Below are 14,838 nucleotides of genomic sequence, written 5' to 3'. Positions count from 1 at the left end.
CACAAACGTGAAGCCGGGTATCGGAAGTTTGGCTTAACCTGCCGGGCGACGCTCGAAGCCCGGAGAACCGCTATGTGCCTGTTCCACCGCCTCGCCCTTGCCGCCACCATCCTTGCCACCCTTCCTGCGGGCGCCATGGCCCAGGATCAGGTGGAGCCACCGCCGAGCAGATGCGTCGCGATCGCAGAAACGCTTCCCCATGTCATCTACGCAAACTTTACACCTGCGCAGACCTTCGTCGATGGAGACGTGACGATCACTTATGCTGGCCACTCGACCTACGTGATCGAGACGCCGGGCGGCGTGCGCATCGCCACCGATTTCTCCGGTTACTACGGCGCCGAGCCTTTGCCGCGCATCGTCACGATGAACAAGGCGCACCGCACCCATTTCACGGAAAGTCCGGATCCGGGCATCGAATACGTCCTGCGCGGCTGGAACCCGGAAGGCGGACCCGCCCGCCATACCGTCGTCGTGGACGACATCTACATCCGCAACGTGCCAACCGACATACGCTCGTGGGGCGGCATGGAGGAAGGTGGCAATTCGATCTTCATCTTCGAGGTTGCCGGGCTTTGCATCGGCCATCTCGGCCACCTGCACCACCGGCTGGAGGACGCACATTACGGCGCCATCGGGCGTCTCGATATACTGATGGTACCGATCGACGGCGGCATGACGCTCTCGGTCGGAGCGATGAGCGAGATCGCCACCCGGCTTTTCTCCTCGCTCATCCTGCCCATGCACCGCCATGCGACGCCGATGGCCGAGTTCACCGGCCGCATGGGCGAAACCTTCGATGTCCGCCACGCCGAGGAGCCGTCCTTCAGCGTATCTCTGCGCACCCTGCCCCCGCGCCCCACCATTCTGGTGCTCAAGGGCGTTTGACGCGGCATCAATGTGCCGCGTCGATGCCCGCAGCCTTGTCTCGTGCACGCTTGCGCCGCGCCAGCATGTTCAGGCCCTCCACCAGCGCCGAGAAGCCCATGGCCGCGTAGATGTAGCCCTTGGGCACATGGAAGCCCATGCCGTCGGCGATCAGCGTCATGCCGATCATCAGCAGGAAGGCCAGCGCCAACATCACGATCGTCGGGTTCTTCTCGATGAAATGCGACAGCGGATTGACGGCAACCAGCATCACCGTCACCGCGAAGATGACCGCGATGTACATGATGGCGATCTCGTCGGTCATGCCGACCGCAGTGATGATCGAGTCGATCGAGAACACGAGGTCCAGAAGCAGGATCTGGAAGATCGCGCCCGCGAGCGAGATCTGGATCGTCTGGCCGATCATGTTCTCCTTGCCGTCATCGTGATCCACGGAATGATGGATTTCCTTGGTGGCCTTCCACACCAGGAACAGACCACCCGCGATCAGGATCAGGTCGCGCCAGGAGAACGGGTGATCGAACAGCACGAACAGCGGAGTGGTGAGCTGCACGATCCACGCAACGGTGGCGAGCAGCAGGAGCCGCATGATGAGCGCGCCGCCAATGCCGATCCGCCTTGCCCTTACCCGGTGTTCTTCCGGGAGCTTGTTGGTCAGGATCGAGATGAAGATCAGATTGTCGATGCCGAGAACGACCTCGAGCACGACCAGCGTGACCAGTGCAACCCAGGCGGTGGGATCTGAAAGCCAGTCGAAATGTCCGGCGAAGAACTCAATCATCGGTGTCCCCGGCTATGGAGAAAAAGAAAGGTTGAGAGAATTAGGCGCCCCTGCGCCCCGGCGTCAACCGCCGCGGCGCCTGCCGGAAATCCACGAGCGCCGGTTTGGTTCCCGCACGCCTACCAGAATGCGGGCACCGTCTCTTCGAGCCGCGGGCCTAGCCGCAGCGGCGCGATCCGCTCTGCAAGGCCCGTGCGATCGGAGATGTCGAGGCCAACGCCGCAGATCGTTGCCGGCCCGCTCGCAGCCTCGAAGCGGCCCTTTGGCACCTTGGACAAGAAGCGGTTCAGCGGCTCCTCCTTGTCCATGCCGAGCGACGAATCGTAGTCGCCGCACATACCCGCATCCGTCAGGTAGCCCGTGCCGCCATTGAGGATCTGGTGGTCGGCCGTCGGCTGGTGCGTATGGGTCCCGACCACAAGGCTTGCACGCCCGTCGACAAAATGCGCGAAGCACATCTTTTCCGAGGTCGCCTCGGCGTGGAAGTCGATCACCACCGCATCCGCCTGCTCGCCCAGCGGGCAAGCCGCGAGCTCGCGTTCGCCCGCCTGGAACGGATCGTCGAGCTCCGGATGCATGAAGACCCGGCCCATGATGTTGGTCACGAACACGCGCGCGCCGTTGCGGGCCTCATAGAGGCCGGTTCCCCTGCCGGGCGTGCCGATCGGAAAATTGGCCGGCCGCAGGAAGCGATCGGAGCGCGACGCGAATTCCAGTGCCTCGCGCTGGTCCCAGACATGGTTGCCGGTGGTCACCACGTCGGCGCCTGCTTCCAGCGTCGCCAGATAGATGTCCTCGGTGATGCCGAAGCCGCCGGCCGCGTTCTCGCCATTGACGATCACGAAATCGAGCCGGAAATCGGAGATCAGGCCCGGAAGCCTTTCCCACACCGCCGTGCGGCCGGATCGCCCGACCATGTCGCCCAGAAAAAGAAGTCTCATGACAGGTGTCTATAAGGCCAGGGGAAACCCGCGCAAGCCGCTTTCGGTGAGGATTTCTTCGAGCTGCACATCGTGGTCCTGGTTCGGCACCTCTGGAACGAGCTGGCAGTCGAAGGCGATGCCGATCAGCCGCGGCGTCAAATTCCTGCGATGCAGGCGGTCGATCGCCCGATCGTAGTAGCCCGCGCCATAGCCGATGCGGTGGCCGCGCGCATCGAACGCCGCCAGCGGCATCAGCATCAGCGCAGGTTCGAGCACGTCCGCCTCCTCGCCCGGTCCTGCTGTCCCGAAGCCCATGTCGATCAACGGCGCACCCCGAACGAGCTCGCGAAACACGATGGTCGTTTTGTCGAGGATCGCGGGCAGGCAGAGCCGCGCCCCCTTTTCGCGCAGCGCGAACATCAGCGGCCGCACGTCGACCTCCGAACGCATCGGCCAGAAGCCTGAAACGACCATTCCCGGCTCGATGTCGATGGCCGAGGCCGCCTCGGCCATCGTAAGTGAGGCCTCGACCCGCCATATGGCGTCGAGCGCATCACGCCGGGCCAGCGCTTCCTGGCGCAGCTGCTTCTTCAACTGGGCGTGCAAGGCCACCTCCACCGGTTTGCGCCGGGCGCGCGAGTTTCTCTCTCCGGTCATAGAACTTCGACGGACCCCGCTCTATCCTGAAATCGACGTCACGAAATGCGAGCGATTCTGATTAGGTCATGATCGAGGAAAATTCAGCGCGCCCTGCGCGGCCCGACGAGCAGCCGGCACTTGAAGGCATCTTGCGCCGGGCGTCGCTTGCAGAATCCAGATACCGCGAACAGCTTCTGGCACATCCGGAAGTGCTGGTGTTGCCGGTCGATCAGATCGAGGCAGGCCGCGTGTTTGTCTCCGAGTTGGACCGGAAGCCTGCCGGCTTCTGCGTGGTCGTGCCGGCATCGGCTGGTGAACACGAACTGGAAGGGCTTTTCGTCGATCCGCCTTTCTGGGGCCGCGGGATAGGCAGGCTCTTGGTGGGCCACGCGGCGGCTATCGCCGCGGGCATGGGTGCCAAGCGGATGAGCGTCATCGCCGGTCATGAGGCCAGGGGATTCTACGAGAAATGCGGATTCGCGGTGACGGGCGAGACGCACACACAGTTCGCGCCGGCCCTCATCATGCTTCTGATGCTGGACGATGCCGCCGGCGGACCGGAATAAGAGACGTTCCACGACAACCGATGGAGCGGTTGATCCCGGGAGCCTACAAAGTAGGTGGGCGCCGTATGTCCAAGCCCACGGGCCTGGCCAGGGACAGCTCCCTAAGGATCAATAAGGCCCCGGGGAATAGTTGCTCCTGTCGGGAAGCGCAGAACGCCAAAGCCAATATAGGGCTCACCGAACGGTCTCGCCAGCGAAATGAATGACTTCTGTTTCCATGCGGCTCTTTTTCGCGCCGGCCACGATTTTGCCGCCTGCCCCTGCGTCTTCTTGCCCTGTTCCGCGCCCGCCTCTACTGTCCGCCCCGACGAACAGGAGAGCATGAATGCGTTTTGAAGGAACGGCGGCCTATGTCGCCGACAAGGACCTGATGGTGGCGGTAAATGCAGCGATCGCGCTGGAGCGGCCGCTGCTGGTCAAGGGTGAGCCCGGCACCGGCAAGACGGAGCTTGCCAAGCAGATCGCAGCCGCGCTCGGCCTCGATCTCCTCGAATGGCACGTCAAGTCCACCACGCGCGCGCAGCAGGGTCTCTACGAATACGATGCCGTCTCGCGCCTGCGCGACAGCCAGCTCGGCGATGATCGCTTCAACGATATCAACAACTACATCCGCCACGGCAAGCTGTGGGAGGCCTTTGCCGCTAACCGCAAGGTGGTGCTGCTGATCGACGAGATCGACAAGGCCGACATCGAGTTCCCCAACGACCTTCTTCAGGAACTCGACAAGATGGAGTTCCATGTCTACGAGACCGGTGAGACCGTGCGCGCGCGGCAACGCCCGATCGTCATCATCACGTCCAACAATGAGAAGGAACTGCCGGACGCCTTCCTGCGCCGCTGCTTCTTCCACTACATCCGCTTCCCCGACATGGACACGCTCCAGCGCATCGTCGACGTGCACTATCCGGGCATCAAGCAGAACCTCGTGCGCGCGGCCCTCAACCAGTTCTACGAGGTGCGGGACGTGCCGGGCCTGAAGAAGAAGCCCTCAACCTCTGAAGCGCTCGACTGGATCAGACTACTGGTTGCCGACGACGTCGACCCGGCTGATCTGCGCGCAGACCCGAAAAACGCGCTGCCCAAGCTGCACGGCGCGCTTTTGAAGAACGAGCAGGACGTGCACCTCTTCGAACGGCTGGCCTTCATGGCCCGGCGGCAGGGATAGCGCGAGCGCTCGCCAGCTATGGAAATCTTCGTCCCGATCCCACCTGAAGGCGGCGAATGGGTGGTGACCGACACCGCCCGGGAACTGGAGAAGATGCTGGGCGCAGGCGCCAGCCGCATACGGTGGTGGAAACGGCCGATCAGGGCATTCCACGTGGCACATGGCGACGAACCGCGCAGGCGGCCTTTGCGCAGCGTCGATGCACCGTGGATGGGAAGTCACGGACTGGTGGTGAAACCCGCTGCCCGCGCCCTGCTCGAACCGCTTTTCGGTTCTGCGGCACAGTATGTGCCGGTGCGGGGAACGCCCTACCCGAAGCTCGACTACGTCCATGTCCACAAACTCGCCGATGTGCTGGACGAGAATGCGTCGGACATTCACTATTTCACGCCGGGGCGCGATATTATGGATGTTGCCCGCTACATGTTCAGGCGGGAAGTTGCCGACGCCGGACCCGTCTTCAAGCTTGAGCGTATGCCGCGAGGCAGCATCTTCCTGCGCGACGACGCAGTGGACGCGATACATGCGTCCGGCCTCACCGGGTTCGCATTCGAAAAGGTCTGGAGCAGCACATGACGGCAGGGTTAACCTTCGGCGGTTTCGTGGCTCTTGCCCTCGCGTGGCCCGGCGGCAAATCTGGACCGATACTGAAACAGGGAGAGTAGCGTGTCCGACGTCACCATCCGCCCGCTGACCGAGGCCGATCACGCCGACTGGCGCAGGCTCTGGACCGAATATCTGAAATTCTACGAGGCGACGGTGCCCGAGGAGGTCTACGCCTCGACATGGGCGCGCCTCTTCGACGACGGCGAATACGAGCCGCGCGGCTTCATCGCCACCGTCGACGGCAAGGCGGTCGGCCTCGTCCACTATATTCTCCACCGCACCTGCTGGTCGGTGAAGAACAATTGCTATCTGCAGGACCTCTTTGCCGACCCCGAAGTGCGCGGCAAGGGCATCGGCCGCGCGCTGATTGAGGCCGTCTATGCCGAGGGCGAGCGGCTCGACACCAACGGCGTCTACTGGATGACCCAGCATTTCAACGAGACGGCGCGCAAGCTCTACGACCGCATCGGCACGCTGACGCCGTTCATCAAGTACCAGGGAGGGTAGGGATTATGGGCTCGAACCGCGATCCAGTTTGCGTGCATGTTTGGCGAGTATTTGACTTCTCTTCAGATAAGCCAGCCCCGCGACAAGCCATAGGTCCGCGAGTGGCCATTGATGTCGATGTTTGTTCTTCCGCTTTTCAATGAAATACGTCCCGCAAAGAAATTCCGGAAGAGACTGTGTTCCCTTTGCTCGGTTGCACTCAAGGCAACAGGGAACGGTGATTAGTCCTCCGGCAAGAAGGCGTGGGACGATATGATCACGTGTCGCTTTGGTAACGGGCAAAGGCTTGTTGGCACCCGCGCGGCGACGCATCGGGATACCACAGTAGGCACACCAATTCCGTCGGTCGTCTTGCCACCAGAAACCGATGACAGACTCTGCTGAGCGAACGAGGAAATGCAGTTGATCTATTTCCATCGACTTCTGTTGTAAGAAGAAAACTCAAACACAATCCGAACACGAACTATAAGATTATCAATAAATGTTCATTCCCTTCTTCCTCGAGCTGAAAGCGGCAAAAGTTCCCGTGTCGCTGCGGGAATATCTGACCCTGCTCGAAGGCATGGAGGCCGATCTCGTCACCTACGACGTGGAGGGGTTCTACTATCTCTCCCGCGCCGCGCTGGTGAAGGACGAGCGGCATATCGACCGCTTCGATCAGGTTTTCGGCCATGTCTTCAAGGGTGTCGAGGCAGTGTCGGGCGAAGGGGCTGTCGACGTTGCCAACCTGCCCGAGGAATGGCTGCGCCGGCTCGCGGAAAAACATCTGAGCGAAGAGGAAAAGAAGCTCGTCGAGGCGCTTGGCGGCTTCGAGAAGCTGATGGAAACGCTGAAGCAGCGGCTGGAGGAACAGAAGGGCCGTCATCAGGGCGGGTCGAAATGGATCGGAACAGCCGGCACCTCGCCCTTCGGCGCCTATGGCTACAATCCCGAAGGCGTGCGCATCGGCCAGCACGAAAGCCGCCATCGCCGCGCGGTGAAGGTGTGGGACAAGCGCGAGTTCAAGAATTTCGACGATTCCGTCGAGCTCGGCACGCGTAACATCAAGGTCGCACTCAAGCGCCTGCGCCGCTGGGTGCGCGAGGGTGCCGAAGAGGAGCTCGACCTGCCCGGCACCATCCATGCCACGGCCGAGCATGGCTATCTCGACGTGCAGACACGGCCCGAGCGGCGCAATGCTGTGAAGCTGCTGATGTTCTTCGATGTCGGCGGTTCGATGGACGACCACATCCGCGTCGTCGAGGAGCTGTTTTCGGCGGCCCGTGTCGAGTTCAAGCACATGGAGTATTTCTACTTCCACAACTGCCTCTACGAAGGCGTGTGGAAGGACAATCGCCGCCGCCACGCCGAGGTCATCCCGACCATGGACGTGCTGCACAAATACGGCAGGGACTATAAGGTCATCTTTGTCGGCGACGCCTCGATGAGCCCGTACGAGATTGCCTATCCCGGTGGATCGGTCGAGCACTGGAACGAGGAACCGGGCCACGCCTGGCTGTCGCGCGTCACCGCGCAATGGCCCAACGCCGTCTGGCTCAACCCCGTCCGCGAGAAGCACTGGGGCTACACGCATTCGATCGGCATGATCTCCGAACTCTTCTCACAGCGCATGTACCCGCTGACGCTCAGCGGACTGGAGCAGGCCACGCGCGAGCTGTCGAGGAGGCATTAAAAAATGCCCGAGGCAGAGAATAAACAATCAATTGCGTTATTGAATTTGAAGATTTCTATTGCCTACGTTTTGGCATTTATAGCTTCAGCGCTCATTTATAAATTGGTAGCAGTTTCAGTTTTATACATCAAATATGGCGTACTTTATTTTGAATTTAGATCGTTTTCGGAAATTTCAATACCAGCGATATGCTGCTCAATTTATTCCATAAAACTCAGGAAACGACCAGAACTACCGGCAGGCAATTTACTCTCTCTTATTTCCGGCTCCATTGCTGTCTTATGTTCATCCTACTTTATGATACACGTTTTCGATATTGGCGTTGGAGCGGAATCCTTTTTGGGCGGCACGCAAATTACCGCAAGTGCAATATCGGCGGCGGTGTTTGTGACCATGTCACTTGTGTTCTGGATAGTTCCAGCCGAGCGGCAGCAGTAACGTGGGACATGCTTATAGAAGGCCGTTCACGCAGGCATTGAGGCCGGGACGCGGCCGCATTACATATGTGGCGATCCCCATTCAGGAGCCACCGCCATGGACGCCAAGACCTATCCCGTCTCCCGCACCGACGCCGAGTGGCGCGCGCTGCTGACGCCCGAGCAGTATCAAGTCATGCGCCAGCACGGCACCGAAAGGCCCGGAAGCTGCGCCCTTCTGCACGAAAAGCGCGCCGGCACCTTCAAATGCGCCGGCTGCGACCAGCCGCTGTTCGAATCGACGCTGAAGTTCGAGAGCGGCACCGGCTGGCCGAGCTTCAACGACCCGGTGCCCGGTTCGGTCGAGATGACCGAGGATCGCAGCTACGGCATGGTGCGCACCGAAGTGCATTGCGCCAATTGCGGCAGCCACCTCGGACACGTCTTCCCCGACGGCCCGCCACCGACCGGCCTGCGCTACTGCATCAACGGTGTGGCGCTGGAGTTCGAGCCGGCGTAATGCCTGTTCGTGCGTCCTTCGAGGCTCGCTCCGCTCGCACCTCAGGATGAGGAAGGTGGGCGACTGGTCCCGCGAGATAGCAAGCTTGATGCATGTGCAACGATAGGACTTTCGAGCCCCGAGCCCGCGGGAGCGATGCACAACCGTCCTCATCCTGAGGTGCGAGCGCAGCGAGCCTCGAAGGACGCACCCAAACGCTATCGCGAAGCCAAAGCCGTCTCGACCAGCCGTACCCAATAGCTTACCCCGGCGGGGATCGCCTCGTCGTCGAAATCGTATGCAGGGTGGTGCAAACCGGCGGAGTCGCCATTGCCGATGAAGATGAACGCGCCCGGACGCACCGTCAGCATGTGCGAGAAATCCTCGCCGGCCATCACCGACCGCACCGCCCGGTCTACCGTTCCGGCCACCTCTTGCGCGACCTGCGCCACGAAGTCCGCCTCCTCCGCGCGGTTGAACGTCACCGGATGCGCCTGGCTGTAGTCGATCTCGATCTCGGCCCCCGTCGCCTTGGCGATACCGGCGCAGACCTCCCCGATCCGGCGCTCGGCCATGGCGGCGTTGTCCATGTCGAGTGCGCGCGTCGTGCCCCAGATCTCGATCGTTTCGGGAATGATGTTGTAGGCCGTGCCCGCGATCACCCGCGTAATGGTGACCACCAGGGAAGCGACCGGATCGGCGTTGCGCGCCACGATCGACTGCAACGCATCGATGAGCTGCGTCCCGGTGACAATCGGATCGATCGTCGTGTGCGGTCGGGCCGCGTGCCCGCCCCGCCCCTTGATGCGGATGGTGAACTTGGCGACGGCAGCCATGATCGGCCCGGCGCAGACCGCGAACTGGCCAGTCGGGATTCCCGGCATGTTGTGCATGCCGTAGACGCGCTCGATGCCGAAACGCTCCATCAGCCCATCATCGAGCATCGCCCTGGCGCCGCTGCCGATTTCCTCGGCCGGCTGGAAGATCAGCGCGACGGAACCGACGAAATTGCGGGTCTCGGCCAGATATTGCGCCGCGCCGAGCAGCATCGTGGTGTGCCCGTCATGGCCGCAGGCATGCATATGGCCCGGCGACTTCGACGCATAGGGCTTGCCGGTCTCCTCGACGATGGGCAGCGCATCCATGTCGGCGCGCAACCCGATGGCCGGCCCCTCGCCCAGCCTGCCGCGGATGACCGCGACAATGCCCGTGCGGCCGACGCCGGTCACCACCTCGTCGCAACCGAATGCGCGGAGCTTTTCGGCAACGAAAGCGGTGGTGCGGGGAAGGTCGAAGCCGATCTCGGGCTGCTCGTGCAGCAGCCGGCGCCAGCCGGCGGCATCCTGCTGCATCTCGCTCGCGCGGTTGAGGATCGGCATGTCGGCTCCTTCGTCGGTTGTGGGTTGACCAACCTTAGGAGCGGATTGCCGGAACCGCCAGAGCCGGCCCGTGAACTATTCCATGCCGAGCGCGGCCTTGTAGAGGTCGAGGATCGCCTCTTCCTCCTGGCGCTCGTTCGCGTCCTTCTTGCGAAGCCGGATGATAACGCGCATCGCCTTGGTGTCGAAGCCCGTACCCTTGGCCTCGGCGAAGACTTCCTTGATGTCGTCCGCGATGGTCTGCTTTTCTTCTTCGAGCCGCTCGACGCGCTCGATGAAGGCGCGGAGCTGGCCCGCGGCTACGGTCTGGGCGGATTCGGCTGTGATGTCATCGGCCATGCTTGGATCTCCGGATTGGTCGGGCCGCGACTCGGGCGGCAAAAGGTCGGCGTTTGGTTGCCCGACACGGAGCCAAGAATCAATGGTCTTTCGGCCTGTTTTCCTCGAATGCTGTCTGCTTTTCGGCCGACGCCTCGGTCTGGTATTTCGCGCGCCACTCGGCATAGGGCATGCCGTAGACGATCTCCCGCGCATCTTCCTTGTCGAGCGCGACGCCAGCCTCCCCGGCCGCGTCGCGATACCAGTTGGACAAGCAGTTGCGGCAGAAACCGGCGAGATTCATCAGGTCGATGTTCTGCACATCGCTGCGCGTGCGCAAATGCTCCACGAGGGTGCGGAAGGCAGCCGCCTCGAAATCGCGCTTCTGGTCCTCGGTCAGGTCGGGCATGGTCATTGCTCCTTCGCCAGCTCAGATCGGCCCGGTTCGCGAGCCATGCTGCTGCACCTCATGAATATCGGGCAGCGCGTTGATCGCTTCAAGGATGGGCACCAGCCGATCCGCCCACGCCTCGGCGTCGCGTGCTTCCACGATCAGGTCCTGCCGCAGCTCGATCAGCGCATGGGCGTAGCCATTGACGATGGCGTGGCGGAACATGGTGTCGCCGCGCAGCGCGCCGTCATAGGGTTCGTTGTCGCCCACCGTCAGTGCGGGATCGGCGGAAAGCATGTCGAGCAGCGGCCGCACTGCGCGGGCGTCTGAGTCCCACAGCACCCCGACATGCCACGGCCGGGCGCGGCCCTGCATGGAAGGCGTGAAGGAATGGATCGAGAAGATGAAAGGTGCGGCGCCCGTTGCCGACGCGACCGAGGCAACCATCGACCCGACGGCGTCGTGGTATGGGCGATAATAGCGCTCCAGCCGCCGTTCCCGCTCCTCGTCGCTCATCGGATAATTGGCGGGCACGATCGTGCCGTCATAGAGCTGGCGGATCAGAGTCGGATCATCCTCGCCGCGGTTGGGATCTATGAGGAGGCGCGAAAAGCGCGCCATCACCGCCGGCACGCCGAGGCGCTCGGCCAGCCGGCGCGTCACGGTCTCGACGCCGATGTCGTAGGCTATGTGCCGATCGAATTCCGCGGCAGGCAGGCCGAGATCGCCATACTCCTCGGGAAGCGCGCGTCCGGCATGGTCCGCGAGGAGGACCAGGCCCTTCGTCCGGTCGCCTTCGATGGCTTCGAAAGGAGCGAAAAGGGCGTCACGCGTCATCAAACAATCCGAAAGTTGAAAAGATGCAGCGGCCTGTGTTTCATGAACCGCCGAACCATGCAATGCCGCTGTTTCGACACGCTTTCGGGCAGGATCGGCGAGGATGCTCGTCGGCTGTCGAATCCGCAATCTAAATCGGTTCACCTGCCCGTCGGCATGCGTTGACACAGGCTTGCACTTCCCCGAAAAGGACTTGAGAGATGACGATTCCGGTGGCGAGGGTGATGAAGACGGCTTCGGCGAGAGCGACACGTTTCTGCCTCCTGGCAGGCTTGTCCGGCTTCGCCATAGCGGGTTCCGCGCTGGCGACCGCGACACCTGCGCTTGCCGATTTCCGCGTCTGCAACGCAACGCAAAGCCTCGTCGGCGTTTCCATCGGCTATCGCGCCAGCACCGGCTGGGTCACCGAGGGCTGGTGGCACATCGAAGGCTCGACCTGCAAGACGCTGATCGAGGGCGCACTGTCCTCACGCTATTATTATCTTTATGCCGAAGACGCCGAGCGCGGCGGACGCTGGGACGGGCCGGTCAACATGTGCGTGGCCGAGCGCGAGTTCAAGATTGCCGGTGCCGGAGACTGCTTCGCGCGCGGCTTCCAGCGCGCTGGCTTCCAGGAATACGACACACGGGAACAGGCGAGCTGGATGGTCCAGCTCACCGACGAGCCGGCAAATGGCGGCGCTGCCGTCACGGGAACGGGTAATCAATGAGACGTAGCCGCAAGGTCAAGATACTCGCGACGCTCGGACCGGCATCTTCGGAAGAAGTTATGATCAGGCGGCTTTTCGAAGCCGGGGCGGACGTGTTCCGCATCAATATGAGCCACGCCGACCATCCGCTGATGCGCACGCTGGTCGAGCGCATCCGCAAGGTGGAAAAGGATGTCGGCCGTCCGATCGGCATTCTTGCGGATTTGCAGGGGCCGAAGCTCCGCGTAGGCAAGTTTGCCAGTGATTCCGTCGAATTGACGCCGGGCCAGACCTTTGTACTGGATGACGACCCTGCGCCCGGCGACGAGACGCGCGTGCAGCTTCCGCACCCGGAAATCCTGCAGTCGGTCGAGCCGGGCCACAGGCTTCTGATTGATGACGGAAAGCTCCAGCTCAAGGCGGTCGAGACCGACGGGCACAAGATCGTCTGCACCGTCGTCGCCGGCACGAAGATATCCAATCGAAAGGGTGTGAGCCTGCCCGATACCGACCTGCCGATCGGCGCGCTGACGGACAAGGACCGCAAGGATCTCGAGGCGGTTCTTGCCACCGGCGTCGACTGGATCGCGCTGTCCTTCGTGCAGCGGCCTGAAGATCTGGCGGAAGTGCGCAAGGTTGCCCGCGGCCGCGCGGCGCTGATGTCCAAGATCGAGAAGCCGCAGGCAGTCACGCGGCTTGCCGAGATCATAGAACTGTCCGACGCGCTGATGGTGGCACGCGGCGACCTCGGCGTGGAAATGCCGCTTGAGGCGGTGCCCGGCATCCAGAAGCAGATTACCCGCGCCGCCCGGCGCGCCGGCAAGCCGGTGGTGGTTGCCACCCAGATGCTTGAATCGATGATCACCGCGCCGGTTCCGACACGCGCCGAGGTTTCCGACGTCTCGATTGCCGTTTTCGAAGGCGCCGACGCGATCATGCTTTCAGCCGAATCGGCTGCCGGCGACTATCCGGTCGAGGCAGTCGCCACGATGGACGCGATCGCGACGCGGGTGGAGAAGGACCCGCTCTATCCCGGCATCATCAACGCCCAACGCTCCGAACCCGAAGCGACCGGCGCCGACGCCATCTCGCTTGCAGCACGGCAGATCGGCGAGACGCTGAAGCTGTCGGCGATCGTGACCTACACCTCCTCCGGCACCACCGGTCTTCGCGCGGCCCGCGAGCGCCCGCAGCTACCGATCATCGCGCTGTCGCCCGTTGTCGAGACCGCACGACGGCTGTCGCTGGTGTGGGGCACCCATTGCGTCGTGACGCAGGACGCAAGCAACCTCGACGACATGGTCGATCGCGCCTGCCGCATCACCTTCCAGGAAGATTTCGGCCACGCCGGTGATCGCATCATCATCACCGCCGGCGTTCCGCTGGGCACGCCGGGCGCAACCAACATGCTGCGCATCGCCTATATCGGCTCTGACGGCATGAGCGGTCTCTGACCGGTCTTCAACCCGCCGGGGAGAGTTCGGGTTTCTCGTCGGGGCAGGCAGCGGGAGGGCCGAACGCGTCGTCTTCTATGCGGGCCTCAACCTGCTTTGCTGCCGCTTGAATGTCGACGGCATTGCCTGACACTTTTTCGATCGCCGCGACCACCAGATCAGGCGCCACCCAGTCGGGTTTGTGGCCCATATTATTCACCCAGATCATCTCGGCGCCCGGAATGTCGCGTGCAAGCCCGGCGGAATGGATTTCCTCGTAGACGACCGTATCGCGGTTGCCCGAAATGACGACGGTCGGGGTCGCGATCTCGCCATAGCGTTTCGAATAGACGGCGACATGGTCGTAGAGGCCCGCGACATCGGTCGCGTTCCATCGGAAAGCGGAAGCCCGCAGCACCAGGGGTATCGCGGCGTCGGCGAGATAGGTCTCCGGCATCCGGTTCGGCGCGAACACGCAGACAGAAGCCGCCCCCATCTGCAGCGTGCCGCCGGGCCATGCGAGCGCTTCCACGAAAAGACGCCCCAGCACGGGCATCGACGACAGTTTGTAATACCAGGATGTCGCCCCGCCGGGCCAAGGGTGCGTCGCAGCCGAAAGGAATACCAGCCCCTGCGTCTTTTCGGGATGCTCAACGGCAAATGCGGCAGCGACCGCACCACCGAAGGAATGGCCGACGATAATGGCCTTTTCCATGCCGTAATGATCCATAAGAGCTGCGATCGTATTCGCCTGCGCCACGGGATCGCCATTGCCAGAGCCGCGCTCCGACCATCCATGTCCGGGTCGGTCCGCAAACAGCATCTCGGCCCTGCCTTCCAGCAGCGGGCGTACGGGAACCATCTGGTCCAGCAGATTGCCGCTTGCGCCGTGGATGAACACCACCGGGGGCAGGTCAGCCGCCGAACCGGCCGGAATATGGACGTGATGGACTTTCGTACCTCCGACTTCCGCGAAGCTGCCGACAGGCGGATAGCGCCGTTCGATCAGCCATGCGCCAACGCGGCTGACCCCGACGAGCGCGAGGAAGAGGGCGAGCAGGCCGCAGATCGCGGCGGTAAGAAGATTCATGCGGATAATTACGAGGAAGTATGAGGATCAGTTTCGCCT

18 protein-coding genes and 1 other RNA gene are annotated in these 14,838 nt (G+C 62.6%); 10 read left to right on the top strand and 9 right to left on the bottom strand.

Annotated features, from left to right (window positions below; all coding sequences use genetic code 11):
- Positions 1-72: 72 nt before the first annotated feature.
- Positions 73-888, top strand: coding sequence for an MBL fold metallo-hydrolase (locus V1479_RS13910; protein WP_368803411.1), 816 nt, complete (start codon positions 73-75; stop codon positions 886-888).
- 7 nt (positions 889-895) lie between these two features.
- Here V1479_RS13910 and V1479_RS13905 read toward each other — a convergent pair whose 3' ends face one another.
- The 3 genes from V1479_RS13905 to V1479_RS13895 form a co-directional block, all read right to left on the bottom strand.
- Positions 896-1,669 (bottom strand): TerC family protein, encoded by a 774-nt coding sequence (locus tag V1479_RS13905; protein WP_368803410.1) that lies wholly within the window; start codon positions 1,667-1,669, stop codon positions 896-898.
- A gap of 119 nt (positions 1,670-1,788) precedes the next feature.
- Positions 1,789-2,610, bottom strand: a complete 822-nt coding sequence (locus V1479_RS13900; RefSeq protein ID WP_368803409.1) for a TIGR00282 family metallophosphoesterase — start codon at positions 2,608-2,610, stop codon at positions 1,789-1,791.
- A gap of 9 nt (positions 2,611-2,619) precedes the next feature.
- Positions 2,620-3,198, bottom strand: coding sequence for a 5-formyltetrahydrofolate cyclo-ligase (locus tag V1479_RS13895; protein WP_438620529.1), 579 nt, complete (start codon positions 3,196-3,198; stop codon positions 2,620-2,622).
- Positions 3,199-3,317: 119 nt separating this feature from the next.
- On the opposite strand from V1479_RS13895, the gene V1479_RS13890 reads away from it, so the two are divergent.
- A complete protein-coding gene (locus tag V1479_RS13890; protein ID WP_368803408.1) occupies positions 3,318-3,797 on the top strand; it encodes a GNAT family N-acetyltransferase in 480 nt (159 codons plus the stop codon).
- Between the two features lies 1 nt (position 3,798).
- Here the strand turns inward: V1479_RS13890 and ssrS are convergent.
- Positions 3,799-3,955: non-coding RNA, 6S RNA (gene ssrS, locus V1479_RS13885), on the bottom strand.
- 167 nt (positions 3,956-4,122) lie between these two features.
- Between ssrS and V1479_RS13880 the strand changes: the two genes are divergently transcribed.
- From V1479_RS13880 to msrB, 6 genes are all read left to right on the top strand, one after another.
- Positions 4,123-4,962: an AAA family ATPase gene (locus tag V1479_RS13880; RefSeq protein ID WP_368803407.1), complete on the top strand. Its 840-nt coding sequence runs from the start codon at positions 4,123-4,125 to the stop codon at positions 4,960-4,962.
- Between the two features lie 18 nt (positions 4,963-4,980).
- On the top strand, positions 4,981-5,538 hold the full coding sequence (locus V1479_RS13875) for an imm11 family protein (protein ID WP_368803406.1): 558 nt from the start codon (positions 4,981-4,983) through the stop codon (positions 5,536-5,538).
- A gap of 90 nt (positions 5,539-5,628) precedes the next feature.
- Positions 5,629-6,075 carry a GNAT family N-acetyltransferase gene (locus tag V1479_RS13870; protein ID WP_368803405.1) on the top strand — a complete coding sequence of 149 codons (447 nt, stop codon included), beginning with the start codon at positions 5,629-5,631 and terminating at the stop codon, positions 6,073-6,075.
- A 481-nt stretch (positions 6,076-6,556) separates the two neighbouring features.
- Complete coding sequence (locus V1479_RS13865; RefSeq protein ID WP_368803404.1) at positions 6,557-7,747, top strand: vWA domain-containing protein; 1,191 nt, start codon at positions 6,557-6,559, stop codon at positions 7,745-7,747.
- Positions 7,748-7,750: 3 nt separating this feature from the next.
- A complete protein-coding gene (locus V1479_RS13860) occupies positions 7,751-8,185 on the top strand; it encodes a hypothetical protein (RefSeq protein WP_368803403.1) in 435 nt (144 codons plus the stop codon).
- A 96-nt stretch (positions 8,186-8,281) separates the two neighbouring features.
- Positions 8,282-8,683 (top strand): peptide-methionine (R)-S-oxide reductase MsrB, encoded by a 402-nt coding sequence (gene msrB / locus V1479_RS13855; protein ID WP_368803402.1) that lies wholly within the window; start codon positions 8,282-8,284, stop codon positions 8,681-8,683.
- 197 nt (positions 8,684-8,880) lie between these two features.
- On the opposite strand, the gene V1479_RS13850 is transcribed toward msrB, so the two are convergent.
- From V1479_RS13850 to V1479_RS13835, 4 genes are all read right to left on the bottom strand, one after another.
- Positions 8,881-10,041, bottom strand: a complete 1,161-nt coding sequence (locus V1479_RS13850) for a M20 aminoacylase family protein (protein ID WP_368803401.1) — start codon at positions 10,039-10,041, stop codon at positions 8,881-8,883.
- Between the two features lie 75 nt (positions 10,042-10,116).
- Positions 10,117-10,380 (bottom strand): DUF2312 domain-containing protein, encoded by a 264-nt coding sequence (locus tag V1479_RS13845; protein WP_173194630.1) that lies wholly within the window; start codon positions 10,378-10,380, stop codon positions 10,117-10,119.
- 79 nt (positions 10,381-10,459) lie between these two features.
- Positions 10,460-10,768: a DUF1244 domain-containing protein gene (locus V1479_RS13840; RefSeq protein ID WP_368803400.1), complete on the bottom strand. Its 309-nt coding sequence runs from the start codon at positions 10,766-10,768 to the stop codon at positions 10,460-10,462.
- 21 nt (positions 10,769-10,789) lie between these two features.
- Positions 10,790-11,587: an N-formylglutamate amidohydrolase gene (locus tag V1479_RS13835; protein ID WP_368803399.1), complete on the bottom strand. Its 798-nt coding sequence runs from the start codon at positions 11,585-11,587 to the stop codon at positions 10,790-10,792.
- A 224-nt stretch (positions 11,588-11,811) separates the two neighbouring features.
- Between V1479_RS13835 and V1479_RS13830 the strand changes: the two genes are divergently transcribed.
- Positions 11,812-12,297, top strand: a complete 486-nt coding sequence (locus V1479_RS13830) for a DUF1036 domain-containing protein (RefSeq protein WP_173194833.1) — start codon at positions 11,812-11,814, stop codon at positions 12,295-12,297.
- Positions 12,294-13,730, top strand: coding sequence for a pyruvate kinase (gene pyk / locus V1479_RS13825; RefSeq protein ID WP_368803398.1), 1,437 nt, complete (start codon positions 12,294-12,296; stop codon positions 13,728-13,730). The genes V1479_RS13830 and pyk overlap by 4 nt, the downstream gene beginning before the upstream one ends.
- A 7-nt stretch (positions 13,731-13,737) precedes the next feature.
- Here pyk and V1479_RS13820 read toward each other — a convergent pair whose 3' ends face one another.
- Positions 13,738-14,799: an alpha/beta fold hydrolase gene (locus V1479_RS13820; RefSeq protein WP_368803397.1), complete on the bottom strand. Its 1,062-nt coding sequence runs from the start codon at positions 14,797-14,799 to the stop codon at positions 13,738-13,740.
- Positions 14,800-14,838: the final 39 nt, after the last annotated feature.

It is taken from the genome of Neoaquamicrobium sediminum (genome assembly GCF_040970315.1).
In the GTDB taxonomy this organism is placed as follows: Bacteria; Pseudomonadota; Alphaproteobacteria; order Rhizobiales; family Rhizobiaceae; genus Aerobium; species Aerobium sediminum.
This window is presented reverse-complemented; position numbering and strand designations above follow the sequence as displayed.